At 58.6% G+C, this 19,461-nt stretch carries 17 protein-coding genes and 3 tRNA genes; all 20 read left to right on the top strand.

What is annotated here, in order from left to right:
• Positions 1-138 precede the first annotated feature (138 nt).
• The 20 genes from lon (at position 139) to BXY39_RS07210 (ending at position 19,457) form a co-directional block, all read left to right on the top strand.
• A complete protein-coding gene (lon, locus tag BXY39_RS07305; protein WP_121938177.1) occupies positions 139-2,553 on the top strand; it encodes an endopeptidase La in 2,415 nt (804 codons plus the stop codon).
• A gap of 142 nt (positions 2,554-2,695) precedes the next feature.
• Positions 2,696-2,995, top strand: a complete 300-nt coding sequence (locus tag BXY39_RS07300; protein ID WP_281269999.1) for an HU family DNA-binding protein — start codon at positions 2,696-2,698, stop codon at positions 2,993-2,995.
• 311 nt (positions 2,996-3,306) lie between these two features.
• Positions 3,307-3,382: transfer RNA gene (locus BXY39_RS07295), tRNA-Val, on the top strand.
• Positions 3,383-3,456: 74 nt separating this feature from the next.
• Positions 3,457-3,532, top strand: a tRNA-Val gene (locus BXY39_RS07290).
• A 237-nt stretch (positions 3,533-3,769) separates the two neighbouring features.
• Positions 3,770-3,846 (top strand) — tRNA-Asp (locus tag BXY39_RS07285).
• Between the two features lie 324 nt (positions 3,847-4,170).
• Positions 4,171-4,536 (top strand): NADH-quinone oxidoreductase subunit A, encoded by a 366-nt coding sequence (locus BXY39_RS07280; RefSeq protein WP_121938175.1) that lies wholly within the window; start codon positions 4,171-4,173, stop codon positions 4,534-4,536.
• On the top strand, positions 4,527-5,081 hold the full coding sequence (locus BXY39_RS07275) for a NuoB/complex I 20 kDa subunit family protein (protein ID WP_121938174.1): 555 nt from the start codon (positions 4,527-4,529) through the stop codon (positions 5,079-5,081). Before BXY39_RS07280 ends, BXY39_RS07275 begins: the two co-directional genes overlap by 10 nt.
• A 139-nt stretch (positions 5,082-5,220) precedes the next feature.
• Positions 5,221-5,853, top strand: a complete 633-nt coding sequence (locus BXY39_RS07270) for an NADH-quinone oxidoreductase subunit C (protein ID WP_121938173.1) — start codon at positions 5,221-5,223, stop codon at positions 5,851-5,853.
• A complete protein-coding gene (locus tag BXY39_RS07265; RefSeq protein ID WP_121938172.1) occupies positions 5,853-7,031 on the top strand; it encodes an NADH-quinone oxidoreductase subunit D in 1,179 nt (392 codons plus the stop codon). Before BXY39_RS07270 ends, BXY39_RS07265 begins: the two co-directional genes overlap by 1 nt.
• Positions 7,028-7,651 (top strand): NADH-quinone oxidoreductase subunit NuoE, encoded by a 624-nt coding sequence (gene nuoE / locus BXY39_RS07260; protein WP_121938171.1) that lies wholly within the window; start codon positions 7,028-7,030, stop codon positions 7,649-7,651. Before BXY39_RS07265 ends, nuoE begins: the two co-directional genes overlap by 4 nt.
• A 12-nt stretch (positions 7,652-7,663) precedes the next feature.
• Positions 7,664-8,947, top strand: a complete 1,284-nt coding sequence (nuoF, locus tag BXY39_RS07255; protein ID WP_121938170.1) for an NADH-quinone oxidoreductase subunit NuoF — start codon at positions 7,664-7,666, stop codon at positions 8,945-8,947.
• 28 nt (positions 8,948-8,975) lie between these two features.
• Positions 8,976-11,033 carry an NADH-quinone oxidoreductase subunit NuoG gene (gene nuoG, locus BXY39_RS07250; RefSeq protein WP_121938169.1) on the top strand — a complete coding sequence of 686 codons (2,058 nt, stop codon included), beginning with the start codon at positions 8,976-8,978 and terminating at the stop codon, positions 11,031-11,033.
• Complete coding sequence (gene nuoH, locus BXY39_RS07245; protein ID WP_121938168.1) at positions 11,026-12,057, top strand: NADH-quinone oxidoreductase subunit NuoH; 1,032 nt, start codon at positions 11,026-11,028, stop codon at positions 12,055-12,057. Before nuoG ends, nuoH begins: the two co-directional genes overlap by 8 nt.
• Positions 12,058-12,072: 15 nt before the next feature.
• Complete coding sequence (gene nuoI / locus BXY39_RS07240; RefSeq protein WP_121938167.1) at positions 12,073-12,561, top strand: NADH-quinone oxidoreductase subunit NuoI; 489 nt, start codon at positions 12,073-12,075, stop codon at positions 12,559-12,561.
• 79 nt (positions 12,562-12,640) lie between these two features.
• A complete protein-coding gene (locus tag BXY39_RS07235) occupies positions 12,641-13,306 on the top strand; it encodes an NADH-quinone oxidoreductase subunit J (protein WP_121938166.1) in 666 nt (221 codons plus the stop codon).
• A 3-nt stretch (positions 13,307-13,309) separates the two neighbouring features.
• Complete coding sequence (gene nuoK, locus BXY39_RS07230; protein WP_121938165.1) at positions 13,310-13,618, top strand: NADH-quinone oxidoreductase subunit NuoK; 309 nt, start codon at positions 13,310-13,312, stop codon at positions 13,616-13,618.
• 6 nt (positions 13,619-13,624) lie between these two features.
• Positions 13,625-15,556, top strand: coding sequence for an NADH-quinone oxidoreductase subunit L (nuoL, locus tag BXY39_RS07225; protein WP_121938164.1), 1,932 nt, complete (start codon positions 13,625-13,627; stop codon positions 15,554-15,556).
• 65 nt (positions 15,557-15,621) lie between these two features.
• Positions 15,622-17,148 (top strand): NADH-quinone oxidoreductase subunit M, encoded by a 1,527-nt coding sequence (locus BXY39_RS07220; RefSeq protein ID WP_121938163.1) that lies wholly within the window; start codon positions 15,622-15,624, stop codon positions 17,146-17,148.
• 22 nt (positions 17,149-17,170) lie between these two features.
• A complete protein-coding gene (gene nuoN / locus BXY39_RS07215) occupies positions 17,171-18,628 on the top strand; it encodes an NADH-quinone oxidoreductase subunit NuoN (protein ID WP_425458906.1) in 1,458 nt (485 codons plus the stop codon).
• A 10-nt stretch (positions 18,629-18,638) separates the two neighbouring features.
• On the top strand, positions 18,639-19,457 hold the full coding sequence (locus BXY39_RS07210; RefSeq protein ID WP_147453501.1) for a biotin--[acetyl-CoA-carboxylase] ligase: 819 nt from the start codon (positions 18,639-18,641) through the stop codon (positions 19,455-19,457).
• The last annotated feature ends 4 nt before the right edge of the window (positions 19,458-19,461 follow it).

Here is a 19,461-nt window from a genome sequence, read left to right as displayed (position 1 = left end):
TCAAGTCTTGAAATCGCCTTTTTCTGCTCCCAATTGGCGGGTAGAAGTAAGATCAGGATACCCTGTCCGGTGTACTCTTCCACCTTTACCGATCAAGGCGTTTATCCAAAAGAAAACAGCGCTTCGCTGGAGTAAGCCATGACTGAAACAACCGAAAACCAAGACCTTCTGTCGCTGCCGGTTCTGCCGCTCAGAGACATTGTGGTATTTCCGCATATGATCGTGCCGCTCTTTGTCGGCCGTGAAAAATCGGTCAGGGCACTTGAAGAAGTCATGGCCAATGACAAGCAGATCCTGCTGGTCGCGCAAAAGGACGCCTCCGAGGATGACCCCGGTGCCGGCGATGTTTTTGAAATCGGTACCATGGCTTCGGTGTTGCAGCTTTTGAAACTGCCGGATGGAACGGTCAAGGTTCTTGTCGAAGGCGTCGAGCGCGCCCAGATCGACAAATTTGAAAAGACGGACCCGTTTTTCGAGGCGCACGCCACCCCTCTGCCTGAAACGGATCACGACAATCCGGATGTGGACGCACTGCGCCGCTCCGTCGCCGCCCAGTTCGAGCAATATGTCAAGCTGAACAAGAAAATTCCGAGCGAGGTCACCGCCACCGTCGCCGAAATCGAGGACCCCGGCAAACTGGCCGATACCGTCGCCTCGCATCTGGCACTGAAGATTGGCGACAAACAGGACCTGTTGGCAACGGTCTCCGTGGCGCAGCGTCTGGAACAGATTTACAGTTTCATGGAGGGCGAAATCGGCGTTCTCCAGGTCGAGAAAAAAATCCGCGGCCGTGTCAAACGCCAGATGGAGAAGACCCAGCGCGAATATTACCTCAACGAACAGCTCAAGGCGATCCAGAAGGAACTGGGCGAGGGCGACGAGGGCCGCGAGGAAACCCAGGAGCTGGAAGAAAAAATCCAGCAAACCAAACTGTCGAAGGAAGCGCGTGAAAAGTGCATGGCCGAGCTGAAAAAGCTGAAGGCCATGAGCCCCATGTCGGCCGAGGCCACGGTGGTGCGCAATTTTCTGGACTGGATGTTGAGCGTTCCCTGGGGCAAGCGCAGCCGCGTGAAGAAGGATATCGTCAAGGCCGAGGCTATTCTCGATACGGATCACTACGGTCTGGAGAAGGTCAAGGAACGGATCGTCGAATATCTCGCGGTCCAGCAGCGTGCCGGCAAACTGAAAGGCCCGATCCTGTGTCTGGTCGGCCCTCCGGGTGTCGGGAAAACCTCGCTTGGCAAATCGATCGCCAAGTCGACTGGCCGTGAATTTGTCCGCTTTTCACTTGGCGGCGTCCGGGATGAGGCGGAAATCCGTGGCCACCGGCGGACCTATATCGGGTCCATGCCGGGCAAGGTGATGCAGTCCATGAAGAAGGCCGGCACCACCAATCCGCTTTTCCTGCTCGATGAAATTGACAAAATGGGTCAGGACTTCCGCGGTGATCCCGCTTCCGCCCTTCTGGAAGTGCTGGATCCGGAGCAGAACAACAAGTTCAACGACCACTATCTGGAGATCGATTACGATCTGTCCGATGTCATGTTCGTGACCACGGCCAATTCCCTGCGCATGCCGCAGCCGCTTCTGGACCGGATGGAAATCATCCAGCTCTCCGGGTACACGGAAGAGGAAAAGCTGGAAATCGCCAAGCGTCACCTGATTCCGAAACTGATGAAGGATCACGGCCTCAAGAAAAAGGAATGGACCATTTCCGATGGCGCCATTCTGGATGTGATCCGCTATTACACCCGCGAAGCCGGGGTGCGGAATCTGGAACGGGCCCTTGCCAAACTGATCCGCAAGGCGGTCAAGGAAATCGTCGAAGGCTCCAAAAAGGAAGTGCATGTCAGCACCCGCAATGTGGGCAAATATGCCGGAGTGCGCCGTTTCCGGTACGGCGAGGCGGAAGAAGAGGACAATGTCGGTGTAACCACCGGTCTGGCATGGACCGAGGTTGGCGGCGAATTGCTCGCGGTCGAGGCGGTCACCGTGCCCGGCAAGGGATTGATCAAGGAAACCGGCAAACTGGGCGATGTCATGAAAGAATCGATCCAGGCCGCGCGGTCCTTCGTGCATTCGCGCTGTGTCGATTTCGGTATCAGCCCGAAATATTTCGAAAAACGCGACATTCATATCCACGTACCCGAAGGGGCGACGCCGAAAGACGGTCCGTCCGCCGGCGTTGCCATGAGCACATCCATCGTTTCCGCCCTGACAGGGATTGCGGTGCGCCGGGATATCGCCATGACGGGCGAGGTGACATTGCGCGGGCGTGTTCTGCCCATTGGCGGCCTGAAGGAAAAACTGCTGGCCGCGCTGCGTGGTGGGATCAAAAAGGTCCTGATTCCAAAGGAAAATGAGAAGGATCTGGCGGAAATCCCGGCCAATGTCAAAAAGGGACTGGAGATTGTACCGGTCAGCCGTGTTGATGAAGTTCTCTCCCACGCCCTTGTGGCAGAGCTCGAGCCGATCGACTGGCCGGACGATGAAGCACTGCCCGATGTGCCCAAGGAGGGCGACGGAGACGGCACAGAAGTACGGCCACATTAGTCGTATTGGTCGCTTTCTGGGTGCTATTCGATAAAAAAATCGGAAAAACCGCAGTTTTCTGCGGTTTTTTGCTTTGACACAAGGAAAAAACCGGTTCTAAACTGCGACCCGCAATACGGAGCAAACCGCGATTATTTGTGCGGTGGTTAACTCAGAGGGGGATACCTTGAATAAAAACGATCTGGTTGCAAAAGTTTCTGAATCTGCCGATCTGTCGAAAGCGGACGCCGTCAAAGCTGTTGATGCTGTTTTTGATGCCATCACTTCGGCCCTGTCCGGTGGTGATGATGTGCGTCTCGTTGGTTTCGGTACTTTCCTGGTGGCCGAGCGTGCCGCCAGCAAGGGCCGTAATCCTCGCACCGGCGCCGAAATCGACATTCCGGCTTCCAAGCAACCGAAGTTCAAGGCCGGCAAGGGTCTGAAAGACGCTGTGAACAGCTGATAATTCGGTTACGGACTAGAACGGTACAATAATTGAACCGGTCGTGAGGCATCTGATCTCACGGCCGGTTTTTCTATGCGGTCCTTCAGTCCGTTCTTCCCCAGCGCGTTCTTCCCCGGTTCCTTGCCCGCGCAAGGGATCCTATACTGATTCTGATGGAAGGCATTTGCATAAAATTTTCTGGAAAGCGAACCGCCGTGGTCGGGGATTCCGTCTTTTCACCTACGACTGGGGCTGGGCGTAAAAAAATCGTCAAAAGTCTCTGGACAGATACGGGGCTGGAGCGGTAAAAGCGCCTCCACGCAAAAGCCGGGCGGTTAGCTCAGTTGGTAGAGCATCTCGTTTACACCGAGAGGGCCGGCGGTTCGAGCCCGTCACCGCCCACCATTTGCGTCTCATCATGTCCGCACAGACGGCCTTGTCTGTTTGTACGCTATGTCTGCCGGCTCAGGGCCGGGCAGGGGCAGTTAGCTCAGTTGGTAGAGCACCGTGTTCACATCGCGGGGGTCGGCGGTTCGAACCCGTCACTGCCCACCATTCTTCCTCGGATAGATATGATCGCTAGGCTGGGCTCCACGTGTCGGTAGCGCCTTGACCCGGTACGGTGTTCACCTTTTTCCCATTGCCCTTTCGGCTCCCGGTCGCTGTCCCGGCGAGGGATAAGCACGTAATTTCCCTGACGTTTCTGTGCCTTTGCGGGATTTTCAAAAAAAGTTCAAACGGATGATTGACAAGCCTGTCGGGGAAGCCTAAACAGCCTCCCACGGAACGCGGGCGGGTGTAGCTCAGTTGGTTAGAGCGCCGGCCTGTCACGCCGGAGGTCGCGGGTTCGAGCCCCGTCACTCGCGCCAGCTTCGCGTTTCGCTGAACCTTTCTTTCTTCCTTTTTCCATAATGCAAATTCTTCCGTGTCTGACGTGATGCGGAGGTGTCGACGGCTCTGCTCCCCGTGCAAGCAGGTTGTTTCCGGTATCGCCTTCCTCCTTGTTGCGACCGGTTCTTAACATGTCGGTTTTTAAGGACATTTTGCCACGAGTGCGGCGAAATTGGCTCTTTACGGGGGCGGGTGTGCCCGATAAAACACCTGCACGTTCAGGCGTCTGTTTGGCTCGCTTTCAGGTTGGCCATGACACTTCGACGCCACGATGTACAGATACATAAGGATAAGGCTTTGTCATGGATGATCTCCTGATCGAATACCTGCCGATCCTGATTTTCATAGGCGTGGCACTGGTCTTTGCCATGGTTTTCGTCGGTGCGGCGATGCTGGTGGCCCGTCAGCGTCCGGATACGGAAAAACTGTCGGCATATGAATGCGGTTTCGAAGCGTTCGAAGACGCCCGCAATCAGTTTGACGTTCGTTTTTATCTGGTCGCGATCCTGTTCATCATTTTCGATCTGGAAATTGCTTTTCTCTTTCCCTGGGCCGTGACGCTCGGTGAAATCGGGCTATATGGTTTCTGGTCGATGGTGATCTTTCTCGGTGTTCTGACTGTTGGCTTTGTTTACGAGTGGAAAAAGGGAGCGCTGGAATGGGAGTAACGGATCCAAAGGTGCCCGGTACGGACGCAACAGCCGTTGTGCCGCCCTCCGAAGACGCTTTTTTCCGTGGTATCAATGAAGAACTGACGGATAAGGGATTTGTCGTTACCACGGCCGAAGACCTGATCAATTGGGCGCGCACGGGCTCGCTCTGGTGGATGACCTTCGGGCTGGCCTGTTGTGCTGTCGAAATGATGCACACCAGTATGCCGCGCTATGATCTGGAACGGTTCGGCGTTGCGCCGCGTGCCAGCCCCCGTCAAAGCGATGTCATGATCGTTGCCGGCACCCTGACCAACAAGATGGCACCGGCCCTGCGCAAGGTCTATGACCAGATGGCGGAACCCCGCTATGTCATATCCATGGGCAGTTGCGCCAATGGCGGTGGATATTACCACTATTCCTATTCCGTCGTGCGCGGCTGTGACCGGATTGTACCGGTGGATATTTACGTGCCCGGCTGCCCGCCCACTGCGGAAGCCCTGCTGTACGGCATCTTGCAGCTTCAGCGTAAAATCCGTCGTACCGGGACGATAAACCGGTAATCGCTTGTGGCATGCATGACCCTGAAGTTTAAGGGCGGCAATGCCGGGACCCGGTCGGGTCTGATAACCGAACCGCTGGCGGACACCCTTTGAATATAAAGGGGCCGCCGTCTTCAACAACGAGGAAGAGGGTGCTCCCATGGCGGACGACGCCTTGACCGAACTCGGTACGCATATCGCCAACAGCCTGGAAAACGAGGTCCAAGCTTTTGATGTCGCTTTTGGAGAGCTGACCGTCAAGGCCCGTGCCGACCAGATTATAAAGGTGCTGACATTTCTGCGCGACGACCCGGAATGTCTGTTCAAGCAGCTTGTTGATGTCTGCGGCGCCGACTATCCGGACCGTCCGCGCCGGTTTGACGTGGTGTATCATCTGCTCAGCCTGCAATTAAATCGCCGTGTCCGTGTCAAGGTTGAAACGGACGCCGACACACCGGTGCCCAGCGCGACCGAGATTTTCCAGTCCGCGAACTGGTTCGAGCGCGAAGCCTGGGACCTGTACGGTATATTCTTCGCCGGCCATCCCGATCTGCGGCGTATTCTCACCGATTATGGTTTCCAGGGGCATCCCCTGCGCAAGGATTTCCCGCTCACCGGTTTTGTCGAGGTCCGTTATTCCGAGGAAGAGAAGCGGGTGGTCTATGAACCTGTGAAACTGACCCAGGAATTTCGTGACTTCGATTTCATGAGCCCGTGGGAAAGTGCCGAATACATTCTGCCTGGTGATGAAAAATCCGCCAACGGTGCGGCAGGCAAGCCGGAGGGCAACTGATGGCCGACGTCGATATCAAAAATTACTGCCTGAATTTCGGTCCGCAGCACCCGGCGGCTCACGGCGTTCTGCGCATGGTGATGGAGCTGGACGGCGAGATGATCGAGCGTGTCGATCCGCATATCGGCCTTCTGCACCGGGGGACCGAGAAACTGATCGAGCACAAGCAGTATCTTCAGGCCATGCCGTATTTTGACCGGCTCGACTATGTGGCGCCGATGAACCAGGAGCATGCTTTCGTTCTGGCGATTGAAAAGCTGCTGGATCTGGAAGTGCCCGAGCGCGGTCAGTATATCCGTGTTCTGTTCTGTGAAATCGGCCGTATTCTCAACCATCTGCTCAATCTGACGACGCATGCGTTGGACGTCGGTGCGCTGACGCCGATCCTCTGGGGTTTTGAGGAACGGGAAAAACTGATGGAATTCTACGAGGCGGCCTCGGGCGCGCGTCTCCATGCGGCGTATTTCCGCCCCGGTGGCGTCCATCAGGACCTGACTCCCAAACTGATTGATGAAATCGCCGCCTGGACCGATACGTTCCCCAAGGTTCTCGAAGACATGGAAGCGCTTCTGATCGAGAATCGCATCTTTAAACAGCGCAATGTTGATATCGGCCTCGTCAGTGTCGAGGATGCGATGAGCTGGGGTTTTTCCGGCCCCATGCTGCGTGGCAGCGGCATTCCATGGGATCTGCGCAAATCCCAGCCCTATGATGTCTATGACCGTATGGATTTCCAGGTGGCTGTCGGCAAGCATGGTGACTGTTACGACCGCTTTATGCTGCGTCTTGCCGAAATCCGCGAATCCCTGAAAATCGTCAAGCAGTGCATTGCCGAGATGCCCGGTGGGCCCGTGCTGAGCGTCAAGTCAAAGGTGGCGCCGCCGCGCCGCGGCGAAATGAAGCGTTCGATGGAAGCCCTTATCCATCACTTCAAACTTTATACCGAGGGCTTCAAGGTGCCCGAGGGCGAAGTCTATGCCGCGGTCGAGGCCCCGAAAGGGGAATTCGGTGTCTATCTCGTGTCCGATGGGTCCAATCGGCCGTACCGTTGTAAGATCAGGGCGCCCGGATTTGCCCATCTGGCGGCCATGGACCATCTGTGCAAGGGGCACATGCTGGCGGATGCGCCTGCCGTACTGGGCGCCATGGACATAGTGTTTGGAGAAGTGGACCGATGAGCGAGGCGGAAAAGAGCACGGTGGCCGCGTTTGCCTGGACCCCGGAAAACGAGGCGCTGGCCCAGAAACACATCGCCAAATACCCGGAAGGCCGCCAGAAAAGCGCGGTCATGCCGCTTCTGGATCTGGCTCAGCGTCAAAATGGCGGGCATCTGACTCAGGACATCATCGAATATGTGGCCGATTATCTCGACATGCCGCCCATCAAGGCGCATGAAGTCGCCACGTTCTACACGATGTACAATCATAAACCTGTGGGCAAATTCCATGTTCAGGTGTGCGGCACCACGCCCTGCTGGCTGCGCGGCAGCGACGATCTGATCAAAGCCTGCCGGGACAGGTTGGGCATCGGTTTCGGTGAAACCACCGACGACGGCCTGTTCACCCTGTCCGAGGTGGAATGCGCGGGCGCCTGTGTCAACGCGCCGGCGGTTGCCATCAATGACGATTATTTCGAAGACCTGACACCGGAAAGCCTGACGGATATTCTGGACAGGTTGGCCAGGGGCGAGACGGTGACACCGGGTCCGCAGAACGGTCGGCAGACCAGCGCGCCATTGGGTGGCCCGACGACTTTGAAAGATGTCGCCGCGGACACCGGCGCCGATGGGGGTCAGTAAGGAGAAAGGCCTATGTTACAGGATAAGGACCGCATCTTTACCAACCTCTATGGCACACAGCACTGGGGTCTGGACGCGGCGCGCAAGCGCGGCGACTGGGACGGCACCCGTGACCTTCTGGCCAAGGGGCAGGACTGGATCATCGACCAGATGAAGGAATCCGGTCTGCGCGGCCGCGGCGGCGCGGGCTTTCCCACCGGGCTGAAATGGTCCTTCATGCCCAAGGAAAGTCCGGATGGGCGGCCATCCTATCTGGTTGTCAACGCGGACGAGGGCGAGCCCGGCACCTGTAAGGACCGGGACATGATGCGGCATGATCCGCACAAGCTGATTGAAGGCTGCCTGATCGCCGGCTTCGCCATGCGCGCGCGTGCGGCTTACATCTACATCCGCGGCGAATTCCACAACGAAGGCAATGTTTTGGAAGCCGCGATTGATGAAGCATATGAGGCAGGCCTGATCGGCAACAATGCCTGTGGCTCCGGTTTCGATTTTGACGTTTATGTACACCGGGGCGCCGGTGCCTATATCTGCGGCGAGGAAACCGCCCTGATCGAAAGCCTTGAGGGCAAAAAGGGCCAACCGCGTCTGAAGCCGCCATTTCCCGCGAATGTGGGCGTATGGGGCTGTCCGACAACCGTAAACAACGTGGAATCCATTGCCGTTGCCCCCACCATCCTGCGCCGTGGCGCCGACTGGTTTGCCGGTCTGGGGCGGCCCAACAACACGGGCACCAAGGTCTTCTGCATTTCCGGCCATGTGAACACGCCCTGCAATGTGGAAGAGGAAATGGGCATCCCGCTCAAGGAACTCATTGAAAAACATGCGGGCGGTGTGCGTGGCGGCTGGGACAACCTGCTTGCCGTTATTCCGGGCGGGTCGTCCGTTCCGCTCATCCCCAAATCCATCTGTGACGACGTACTGATGGATTTTGACAGTCTCAAGGACGTTCAGTCCGGTCTGGGAACGGCAGCGGTCATCGTCATGGACAAATCCACCGATATCGTGAAAGCCATCGCCCGCCTCAGCGAGTTTTACAAACACGAAAGCTGCGGCCAGTGCACACCCTGCCGTGAAGGCACCGGCTGGATGTGGCGTGTCATGGAACGGTTGGTGAAGGGCGAGGCCGAGCGTGCCGAAATCGATATGCTGCTTGACGTCTCCTATCAGATCGAGGGGCATACCATCTGTGCACTGGGTGATGCCGCGGCCTGGCCGATCCAGGGGCTGATCCGTCATTTCCGCCATGAGATTGAGCGCCGTATCGATCACTATCATGCCCAGGCTGCCGAATAGAACGGCCGACACGGCAAGGGAGTAACACATGCCCACACTGACCATTGACGGTAAGGAAGTAACGGTCGATCCGGGAACGACGGTTCTTCAGGCCTGCGAAGAAATCGGCGTTGAAATTCCGCGCTTCTGCTATCACGAACGCCTGTCGATTGCCGGCAACTGCCGTATGTGCCTGGTTGAGATGGAACGGTCTCCCAAGCCGATCGCCAGCTGTGCCATGCCGGCAGGGGATGGCATGGTGATCCACACCAATACGGAAAAGGTGAAAAAGGCCCGCGAGGGCGTGATGGAATTTCTCCTCATCAATCACCCCCTGGACTGCCCGATCTGCGACCAGGGCGGTGAATGCGACCTGCAGGATCAGGCCATGGCCTTTGGCCGTGCCGGGAACCGCTATGAGGAAAACAAGCGCGCCGTCGCCGAAAAACACATGGGGCCGCTGATCGGCACCATCATGACCCGGTGTATCCACTGCATGCGGTGTGTCCGTTTCGCCGAGGAAGTCGCCGGCGTTGACGATATGGGCTCGCTCGGTCGCGGGGAAAACACCGAGATCACCACCTATCTGGACAAGATGCTGGACAGTGAAATGTCCGGAAATGTGGTCGATCTGTGCCCGGTTGGTGCGCTGACCAGCAAGCCGTACGCCTATACCGCGCGCAGTTGGGAACTGCGCAAGACCGAATCCATCGATGTCATGGACGCGGTTGGCTCCAATATCCGTGTGGATGCGCGCGGCGCGGCGGTCATGCGGATTCTTCCCCGTTTGAACGAGGATGTGAACGAGGAATGGATTTCCGACAAGACGCGCTTTGTCTATGACGGGCTGCGCAAACGCCGGCTGGACCGTCCCTATGTGCGCAAGCGCGGCAAGCTTGAAGAAGCCAGCTGGCCGGAAGCCTTCGATGTCATCAGGAAACAGCTGAAAGACCTGAAAGGCAATCAGATTGCCGGCCTTGTCGGCGACCTTACCGACATGGAAGCCATGGTTGCGCTGAAAGATCTGCTCGGCGCTCTCGGCTCCAAGCGGATCGAAGGCCGTCAGGACGGGTCGAAGCTGGAAGCCGGTGCGCGCAGCGGCTATCTTCTGAACCCCGGTCTTGCCGGTGTCGAGGACGCAGATTTTCTTTTGATGATCGGCTGCAATCCGCGCGCGGAAGCACCGATCCTGAACGTGCGTATCCGCAAGGCCGTGATCCATCTGGGCCTGAAGGTGGCCAATATCGGCAATGCCGAGGACCTGACATACAGCGTCGGTGAACTGGGCGATGACGCCTCCATTCTGTCGGCCCTTGCAAACGGCACCCATCCCGCCGCCGAGGACCTGAAAAAGGCGGAACGGCCGCTGATTCTGGTAGGCCAGGGGGCTTTGGCCCGCGATGACGGCGCCGCCATCCTGAAGGCTGCGCGCGATCTTGCCGACACCCACGCCGTCAAGGACGGCTGGACCGGTTTCGGCGTGCTGCATACGGCGGCCGCCCGTGTCGGTGCCCTCGACCTGGGGCTGACCGCCAAGGGCGGGATCGATGCCCTTCTGGACGACGCCGAGGCCGGAAAACTCAAGGCCGTCTTCAATCTGGGGGCGGATGAATTTGATTCTGCCGCGCTGGAAAACACCTTCACCGTCTATATCGGCACCCACGGCGATGAAGGCGTGCGCAACGCCGATGTCATTCTGCCCGCGGCCGCCTATACGGAAAAACCCGGTACATACATCAATACGGAAGGCCGCGTTCAGCGCACGGCCAAGGCACACTTTGCCCCAGGCGAGGCCCGCGAGGACTGGACGATCCTGCGGGCCCTGTCCGATGTTCTGGGGCATCGTCTGCCCTATGACACTGTCGCCGACCTGCGCAAACGCCTTGTCAAACTGGCGCCTCACACCGTCACTCTGGACACACTGCCTGATGAAAGCTGGGGTGATTTCGGCACATCCGGCGAAATTCTGCCGGGAGGCATTGCGCCCGCGGTCGAAAACTTCTATTTCACCAACCCGATTGCCCGCGCAAGCCAGATCATGGCGGACATCGTCGCCGAGCGCGGCGGCGAGGGCGACATTGAGGAGGCCACGGGCACCCATGGTTGAGGCGCTGTATCAATTGCTGGGCGGGGAGGGCGCTGCTCTCTATTTCGCCGCCATCATGCTGGCGATCCTTGCGGTGGTTCTGCCCCTGCTGATCGCGGTCGCGTTTTCCGTCTATTTTGACCGGAAAATCTGGGCCGCCGTTCAGATGCGGCGCGGCCCCAACGTGGTCGGACCTTTCGGCCTGCTGCAATCCTTTGCCGATGGCCTGAAGCTTTTTCTGAAGGAAACCATCATTCCCGCCGGCGCCAACAAGGGTATTTTCCTGTTGGCTCCGATCGTGACTTTCGTGTTGGCGCTGATCGCGTGGGCCATTGTGCCGTTCGGTCCGCATATGGCCATCGCGGATCTGAATGTTGGTATTCTTTACCTTTTGGCTATTTCGTCGCTGGGTGTGTACGGCATCATCATGTCCGGCTGGGCCTCGAACAGCCGCTATGCTTTTCTGGGCGGTTTGCGCTCCGCCGCGCAGATGGTCTCCTACGAGGTGTCGATCGGCTTTGTTCTGGTGACCGTGCTGGTCAAGGTCGGCTCGCTCAACATGACCGACATCGTCGAGGCACAGTCCGGCTATATCTGGAACTGGCATTTCCTGCCGTTCTTCCCGGTTTTCGTGATCTTTCTGATTTCCGCGCTGGCGGAAACCAACCGTCCGCCCTTTGACCTGCCGGAGGCCGAGGCGGAACTGGTCGCCGGTTACCAGGTGGAATACAGCTCCATGGCGTTCGCTCTGTTCTTCCTCGGGGAATATGCCAACATCCTGATGATGTCCGCCGTTATGGCCATCCTGTTCTTCGGCGGCTGGTATGCGCCGCTTCCGGGGCTGGACATTCTGCCCGGGTGGCTGTGGCTGATCCTGAAAATCTGTTTCGGCTTCTTCATCTTCGCCATGGTCAAGGCATTCGTGCCGCGTTACCGCTATGACCAGCTCATGCGGCTGGGATGGAAAGTGTTTCTGCCGATCTCGCTGTTTCTGGTGGTCGCCTATTCAGGCATCATGATCGCCTTCGGCTGGTTGCCGGCATAAACGGAGGAAAGACCGATGAGCACCCTTGCCCAAGCTGCCAAAGGCCTGCTGCTGCTGGAGTTCTGGTCCGCCTTTAAACTGTCGATGAAGTATTTCTTCCGGCCCAAGGCGACCGTCAACTATCCTTATGAAAAGGGCAGGCTAAGCCCGCGCTTCCGGGGCGAACACGCTCTGCGCCGCTATCCCAACGGCGAGGAACGCTGTATCGCCTGCAAACTGTGCGAAGCCATCTGCCCGGCGCAGGCCATCACCATCGAGGCGGAACCGCGCGAGGACGGCTCGCGCCGCACCACCCGCTATGATATCGACATGACAAAATGCATCTATTGCGGTTTCTGCGAAGAGGCCTGTCCGGTGGATGCCATCGTTGAGGGACCGAATTTCGAATTCGCCACCGAAACACGCGAAGAACTGATGTACGACAAAGAAAAACTGCTGGCCAACGGGGAACGCTGGGAACGTGAAATCGCCGCCAATCTGGCTGCGGACGCGCCCTACCGCTGATCCACTCCCGCCGGTACTATCCCGCGTCCGGGCGTAAGGCTTGCCTTCGCGTCCGGCGCTGTCTGACAAGGACGACCATATGTCACTGACAGGTTTTGCCTTTTATCTGTTTGCCTTTTTCACCGTGGCGTCCGGTTTTCTGGTCATTTCGGCCCGAAACCCGGTGCATAGCGTGTTGTGGCTGATCCTCGCCTTTTTCTCCGCCGCCGGCCTGTTCGTCCTGATGGGGGCCGAATTCCTCGCCATGCTGCTGGTCATTGTCTATGTCGGCGCGGTCGCCGTGCTGTTCCTCTTCGTGGTGATGATGCTGGACATCAATTTCGTCGAGCTCCGTCAGGGCTTTCTGCAATATCTGCCCGTCGGTGCGCTGATCGGCCTGATCTTGCTGGGAGAACTGCTGACATTGGGCGCGGCCTGGCAGTTCGGCGATCTGGTCACACAGAATGCGGCGGCGCCGACGCCGGATGTGTCCGATGTGGAGAACACCGTGGCCCTCGGACAGCTTCTTTATACGGATTACATCTTCATCTTCCAGACGGCGGGTTTGACCCTTCTTGTCGCCATGGTCGGGGCCATTGTGCTGACCCTGCGTCACCGTCCCGGCGTGAAACGGCAATCGATCGCGGCTCAGGTGGCCCGGCGGTCGACCGAGGCTTACACCATGGTCGAGGCCGGTGTGGGCGAGGGCGTCGATCCGGCCGCCACGCTGATGAAGACGCCGGGCAGCAAGCGGGGGAGGACATAAGCCATGGCCATCGGGCTTGGACACTATCTGACGGTGGCGGCACTTCTGTTCGTGCTGGGCATTTTCGGGATTTTCATCAACCGTAAGAATGTGATCATCATTCTCATGTCGGTGGAACTGATCCTGTTGTCCGTCAATATCAACCTGATTGCGTTTTCCACCCATCTCGGCGACATGGTCGGCCAGGTGCTGGCCATGTTCGTTCTGACCGTCGCCGCCGCCGAGGCCGCGATCGGGCTGGCAATCCTGGTGATCTATTTCCGGACCCGCGGTTCCATCGCGGTCGAAGACATCAATCAGATGAAGGGCTGAGGCCGTATGCTTTACAAACTGATCGTCTTTCTGCCGCTGATTGGGTTTCTCGTCGCGGGTCTTTTCGGACGCCGCATCGGTGACCGGGGCAGCCAGCTGCTGACCTCGGGTCTGGTCACCATATCGGCCATTCTGTCCTGGACGGCTTTTGTCGATGTGGCCCTGCTGCACAACAAATACAGCATCCACGTGCTGGACTGGGTCACATCCGGGTCTCTTGAATTCAACTGGGCCTTCAAGATCGACACGCTGACGGCGGTGATGCTGGTGGTGGTCAATTCGGTGTCCGCGCTCGTCCACTGGTATTCCATGGGATACATGCACGAAGATCCGGACAAGCCGCGCTTCTTCGCCTATCTGTCCCTGTTTACCTTTGCCATGCTGATGTTGGTGACCGCGGACAATCTGGTACAGATGTTCTTCGGCTGGGAAGGGGTCGGTCTCGCCTCCTATCTTCTCATCGGTTTCTGGTACACCAAGCCCAGCGCCAATGCCGCCGCCATCAAGGCTTTCGTGGTCAACCGGATCGGCGACTTCGGCTTTTCGCTCGGCATCTTCGCGGTGTTCGTCCTGTTCAATACGGTCCAGTTCGACGGTATTTTCACGCAAGTCGAAACCTATAAGGACGCCACCATGGTCTTCCTGGGGCAGGAATATCACGCCCTGACGGTGATCTCGCTGTTGCTGTTCGTGGGCGCCATGGGCAAGTCGGCCCAGTTGGGCCTGCACACCTGGCTGCCGGACGCCATGGAAGGGCCGACGCCCGTCTCCGCGCTGATCCATGCGGCCACCATGGTGACCGCCGGTGTTTTCCTCGTCGCACGGTTCAGCCCGGTGTTCGATCTTGCTCCTGACGCCCTGGCGGTTGTCACCGTTATCGGTGCGGCCACCGCCTTTTTCGCCGCCACCATCGGCTTGGTGCAGAACGACATCAAACGGGTCATCGCCTATTCCACCTGTTCGCAGCTGGGCTACATGTTCTTCGCGCTCGGCGTATCGGCCTATGGCGCGGCCATTTTCCACCTGTTCACCCACGCCTTTTTCAAAGCGCTTTTGTTCCTCGGCGCCGGCTCGGTCATCCATGCCATGCACCATGAACAGGATATGCGCAAAATGGGTGGTGTCCGGCAGTATGCACCGCTGACCTACGGCATGATGATTATCGGCACCCTGGCTTTGACCGGGTTCCCGTTCACCGCCGGCTATTATTCCAAGGACATGATCATCGAGGCCGCCTATGCCAGCCATTCGGCTGGTGCGCAGTTTGCCTTCGTCATGGGGGTCGCCGCCGCACTGATGACCAGTTTTTACAGCTGGCGGCTGATTTTCATGACGTTCACGGGCGAATGCCGCGCGGACGAACACACCCGCCTTCATGCCCATGAAAGCCCCTGGATCATGCTGATCCCGCTGGTCCTGCTGTCTCTCGGGGCGCTGTTCGCCGGTTTCGGTTTCCACGAAATGTTCATCGGTCATGACCGCATCGCCTTCTGGAACGGGTCGCTGGTGACAGCCGCGGGCGATGTGATCGACGAGGCGCATCATGTGCCCTTCGGCGTGAAACTGGCCCCGATGGTGGCCATGGCACTGGGCTTCCTGATGGCGTGGATCATGTACATCCGCTCGACCGATATACCGGGCAGGCTGGCCAAGACCTGGGACGGTCTTTACGCCTTCCTCCTCAACAAATGGTATGTGGACGAACTGTATAATCTGATCTTCGTGCGTCCGGCCTTCTGGATCGGACGGCAGTTCTGGAAGCGCGGCGACCAGCAGACCATCGACGGACTGGGGCCGAACGGCGTTTCCGGGGCGGTTGCGGCCATTGCCGCGCGGGCCCGCAAACTGCAAAGCGGATATCTCTATCATTATGCCTTTGCCATGATTGTCGGGCTCGCCCTTGTGGTGACTTGGTTCATGGTGCGGGCAGGCGGCTAAAGGCGGACAGCGGCGGGCAGGGGCAGGGATGCCTGATCGCCCGGCTGCGCTTGGGATAAGCAAATATGACGATTATTGACGATTATTTATTGTCGCTGACCATGGCCGTGCCGTTGATCGGTGCGCTGTTCATTCTGCTGATCCGTCACCCGGATGCCGAGATTGAAAAGCGCAATATCCGCTCCGTGGCGCTTCTGACCACGCTTGTCACCTTTGTGCTGACGCTGGTGCTGTGGGGGGGCTTCGATCCCGCGACCGCCGACTTCCAGTTCGTCGAGAAGGAAAAATGGATCGGTGACACCATCACCTACCATGTGGGCGTGGATGGCATTTCCGTCCTGTTCGTGGTGCTGACGGGCTTTTTGATGCCCTTCGTCATCCTGTCCAGCTGGGACAGCATCCAGACCCGGGTGAAGGAATACATGATTGCCTTCATGGTGCTGGAAACCCTGATGATCGGTGTTTTCACCGCACTGGACATTTTCCTGTTCTACGTCTTCTTCGAGGGCGGCCTGATCCCGATGTATCTCATCATCGGTGTCTGGGGCGGCAAGAACCGGATCTATGCCAGCTTTAAATTCTTCCTCTATACACTGCTTGGCTCGGTGCTGATGCTGGTGGCCATCCTGTATATGTATTTCGTCACCGGCACGACCGATATCCCGACACTGATGACGCAGGACTTCGCGTTCGAGGTACAGCGCTGGCTGTGGCTCGCTTTCTTTGCCTCCTTTGCCGTCAAGATGCCGATGTGGCCCGTCCACACCTGGCTGCCGGACGCCCACGTGCAGGCGCCGACCGCCGGGTCCGTCATTCTGGCCGGTGTTCTGCTGAAAATGGGCGGATACGGCTTCCTGCGGTTCAGCCTGCCCATGTTCCCGGAAGCAACCGAACATTTCGCCTGGCTGGTCTTCGGCCTGTCCATCGTCGCGGTCATCTACACCTCGCTGGTGGCGCTGGTGCAGGAGGATATCAAGAAACTGATCGCCTATTCATCGGTGGCGCATATGGGCTTTGTCACCATCGGTATCTTCGTTCTCAATGCCAACGGTATCGAGGGCGCCATATTCCAGATGTTGAGCCACGGCATCGTCTCGGGTGCGCTGTTCCTGTGTGTCGGCGTCATTTATGACCGTCTGCACACCCGCGAAATCTCGCGCTATGGCGGCCTTGCCAACAATATGAAGATTTACGCCACCATCTTCGTCCTGTTTTCAATGGCCTCCGTGGGGCTGCCGGGAACCAGCGGTTTTGTCGGCGAATTCCTGGTTCTGAACGGGGCCTTCCAATACGACAGCTGGATCGCCTTTTTCGCCGCCACCGGTGTGGTGCTTGGTGCCGCCTATATGCTGTATCTGGTCATGCGTCTGATCTTCGGCGCACTGGTCCACAATGACGTCAAGGCGATGCCGGACCTGAACTGGCGGGAAAAGATCATTTTCGCCCCACTTGTCGCGGTCGTGCTGTGGATGGGGATTTATCCCAACAGCTTCATCGATCCGATCCGCACATCCGTTCAGCATTTGATCGAAAGCCGCTTCACGGACGGGCCGTCCGTTGCAGCCGTGGTCTCACCGGACAAAGCCGGCTGAGACGGGCCGGACCAAGGAGAGTTTGATGACATCCGAGTTGCCCAATCTGTCCCCCGTTCTGCCTGAACTGGTGATGGCCCTCGGCGCCATGGCGCTACTGATGATCGGTGTGTTCCGCGGCGAGCGCGGCTTTACCCTTGTCAACACCCTGTCCGTTTTGCTGCTGGTGGCTGCGGGCCTGCTGGCGGTGCTGTCGGTCGGTGGCGAACGTCAATTGACCTTCGGCGCCATGTTTGTCAGCGATTCCTTCGCCGTTTTCGCCAAGACCCTCATCCTCGGCGGGTCCGCCGTTGCGCTGCTTCTGGCCCCGCAGTTTCTCAAGGATCACGGGATCGATCGGTTCGAATATCCCGTCCTCGTCCTGCTGGCGACACTGGGCATGATGATCATGGTTTCGGCCAACAATCTGATCAGCCTTTATGTCGGGCTCGAATTGCAAAGCCTGTCACTTTATGTGCTGGCCGCCATCAACCGTGACAAGGCACGTTCGACCGAGGCCGGCCTGAAATATTTCGTCCTCGGCGCGCTCAGTTCCGGCATGCTGCTGTACGGGGTGTCCCTGATTTACGGCTTTGCCGGCACCATGGACTTCGACCTGCTGGCCGACAGTTTCCGCGGTGGTGCCACCCCGGCCATTGGCGTGATCATCGGTCTGGTTTTTCTGCTGGCGGGTCTGGCCTTCAAGATTTCCGCCGTGCCCTTCCATATGTGGACGCCGGACGTGTATGAGGGCTCTCCCACCCCGGTGACCGCCTTTTTCGCCGCCGCGCCGAAAGTGGCGGCCATGGCCCTGCTGATCCGTGTTCTCGTCGGCGCTTTCCCCGATCTGACGGATCAGTGGCAGCAGATCATCATCTTCCTGTCCATCGCCTCCATGCTGGTCGGGGCGTTCATCGCCCTGGTGCAGACCAACCTGAAACGTCTGATGGCGTATTCCTCCATCGGTCATATCGGCTATGCCCTCGTTGGTGTGGCTGCCGGGACCCAGGATGGGATTGAGGCGGTTCTGGTCTATATGGCGATTTATGTGACCATGACGCTCGGCGCTTTCAGCGTCATTCTCACCATGCGCCGCCGCGAGGGCATGGTGGAGGAGGTCGCCGATCTGGCCGGCCTGGCACGCACCAATCTGCCGCTGGCCTCGGCGCTGGCCATTTTCATGTTCTCGCTCGCCGGAATCCCGCTGCTGCTCGGTTTCTGGGGCAAATGGGTGATTTTTGCCGCGGCGGTGGAGGCCGGTCTCATTCCGCTTGCCGTCATCGGTGTGCTGACCAGTGTGGTTGGGGCCTTCTATTATCTGCGGATCGTCAAGGTCATGTTTTTCGACGATCCGGCCCCGGCTTTCGAAGGCGGGCACGGCCGTGCCATCGGCTGGGTTGTCGGTCTTACGGCTGTCATCAACTCACCCGTCAGCTATTTCGGTCTTATCGGCGCCTTGACCGCCTGGGCGGCCTGGGCGGCCGGTGGCCTGCTCTATTAAGGGATCGGGCTTGAGCGGAGAAACCGATGCTGCCGAGGATATAAGCCATCTGATGCCATCCGGGGTCAGAGGCTTACGGTACAGCATCTGCGACAGCACCAATATCCGCGCTCAGCTCCTGGCAGGCGAGGCCGGGCAGAATGCCGTCCGCTCGTCCGCATGGGTTCAGGCCGTCAGCCAGAGCGCGGGCCGGGGCCGTCGCGGCCGGCCCTGGGTATCCAGGCCCGGTAATCTTTATGCGTCCCATCTGTTCTACCCAACGGCTCCGCGCGACGCTTTGCGCCGCTTGCCCTTCAGCGTGGCGCTGGCCATCGTCGAGGCCCTTGTCGCAGAAGGCGTGAACCCGGAATCGGTCACCTGCAAATGGCCCAATGACATATTGATCCATGACCGCAAGGTCGCCGGCATCCTGATTGAAAGCGCCATGCAGGCCGGCCAGGATATCGACCATATCGTCATCGGTATCGGCATCAATCTGGCCCATGCGCCTGATGACGCCCGTTTTCCCGCCACCAGCGTCACCGATGCGACAGGTGTGTCCATCGCGCCCGAGGCCCTGTTGCAAGACCTGGCCCGTACCCTTGCGGTCCATCTGGAAAGCTGGCAGTCCGCCCCGTTCGAGCCGGTGCGTCAGGCCTGGCTGGCACGTGCCTGGGGCTTGGGGCGACGCCAGCGTATCACCATGGGCAGCGGTGCGGGGAACAATGCGGGCAGTTTCGAAGCCCGGCTGAAAGACTTGGCCGAGGACGGCGCCCTTGTCGTCATGCTGGACGATGGGCGTGAAAAACGCCTATACGCGGGGGATGTTTTCGCGGCCGCCGCACCGTAACGGT

This window comes from Eilatimonas milleporae (assembly GCF_003688555.1).
GTDB classification, from domain to species: domain Bacteria; phylum Pseudomonadota; class Alphaproteobacteria; order Sphingomonadales; family Kordiimonadaceae; genus Eilatimonas; species Eilatimonas milleporae.
The sequence above is the reverse complement of the archived record's forward strand: the minus strand, read 5'-3'. Positions and strand labels throughout refer to the sequence as shown.

Coding starts and splice junctions, on each gene's coding strand:
- nuoK (WP_121938165.1), top strand. CDS start 13,310: ATGGCCATCGGGCTTGGACACTATCTGACGGTGGCGGCACTTCTGTTC.
- lon (WP_121938177.1), top strand. CDS start 139: ATGACTGAAACAACCGAAAACCAAGACCTTCTGTCGCTGCCGGTTCTG.
- nuoL (WP_121938164.1), top strand. CDS start 13,625: ATGCTTTACAAACTGATCGTCTTTCTGCCGCTGATTGGGTTTCTCGTC.
- BXY39_RS07270 (WP_121938173.1), top strand. CDS start 5,221: ATGGCGGACGACGCCTTGACCGAACTCGGTACGCATATCGCCAACAGC.
- nuoE (WP_121938171.1), top strand. CDS start 7,028: ATGAGCGAGGCGGAAAAGAGCACGGTGGCCGCGTTTGCCTGGACCCCG.
- nuoG (WP_121938169.1), top strand. CDS start 8,976: ATGCCCACACTGACCATTGACGGTAAGGAAGTAACGGTCGATCCGGGA.
- nuoI (WP_121938167.1), top strand. CDS start 12,073: ATGAGCACCCTTGCCCAAGCTGCCAAAGGCCTGCTGCTGCTGGAGTTC.
- nuoF (WP_121938170.1), top strand. CDS start 7,664: ATGTTACAGGATAAGGACCGCATCTTTACCAACCTCTATGGCACACAG.
- BXY39_RS07220 (WP_121938163.1), top strand. CDS start 15,622: ATGACGATTATTGACGATTATTTATTGTCGCTGACCATGGCCGTGCCG.
- BXY39_RS07265 (WP_121938172.1), top strand. CDS start 5,853: ATGGCCGACGTCGATATCAAAAATTACTGCCTGAATTTCGGTCCGCAG.
- BXY39_RS07275 (WP_121938174.1), top strand. CDS start 4,527: ATGGGAGTAACGGATCCAAAGGTGCCCGGTACGGACGCAACAGCCGTT.
- BXY39_RS07280 (WP_121938175.1), top strand. CDS start 4,171: ATGGATGATCTCCTGATCGAATACCTGCCGATCCTGATTTTCATAGGC.
- BXY39_RS07235 (WP_121938166.1), top strand. CDS start 12,641: ATGTCACTGACAGGTTTTGCCTTTTATCTGTTTGCCTTTTTCACCGTG.
- nuoH (WP_121938168.1), top strand. CDS start 11,026: ATGGTTGAGGCGCTGTATCAATTGCTGGGCGGGGAGGGCGCTGCTCTC.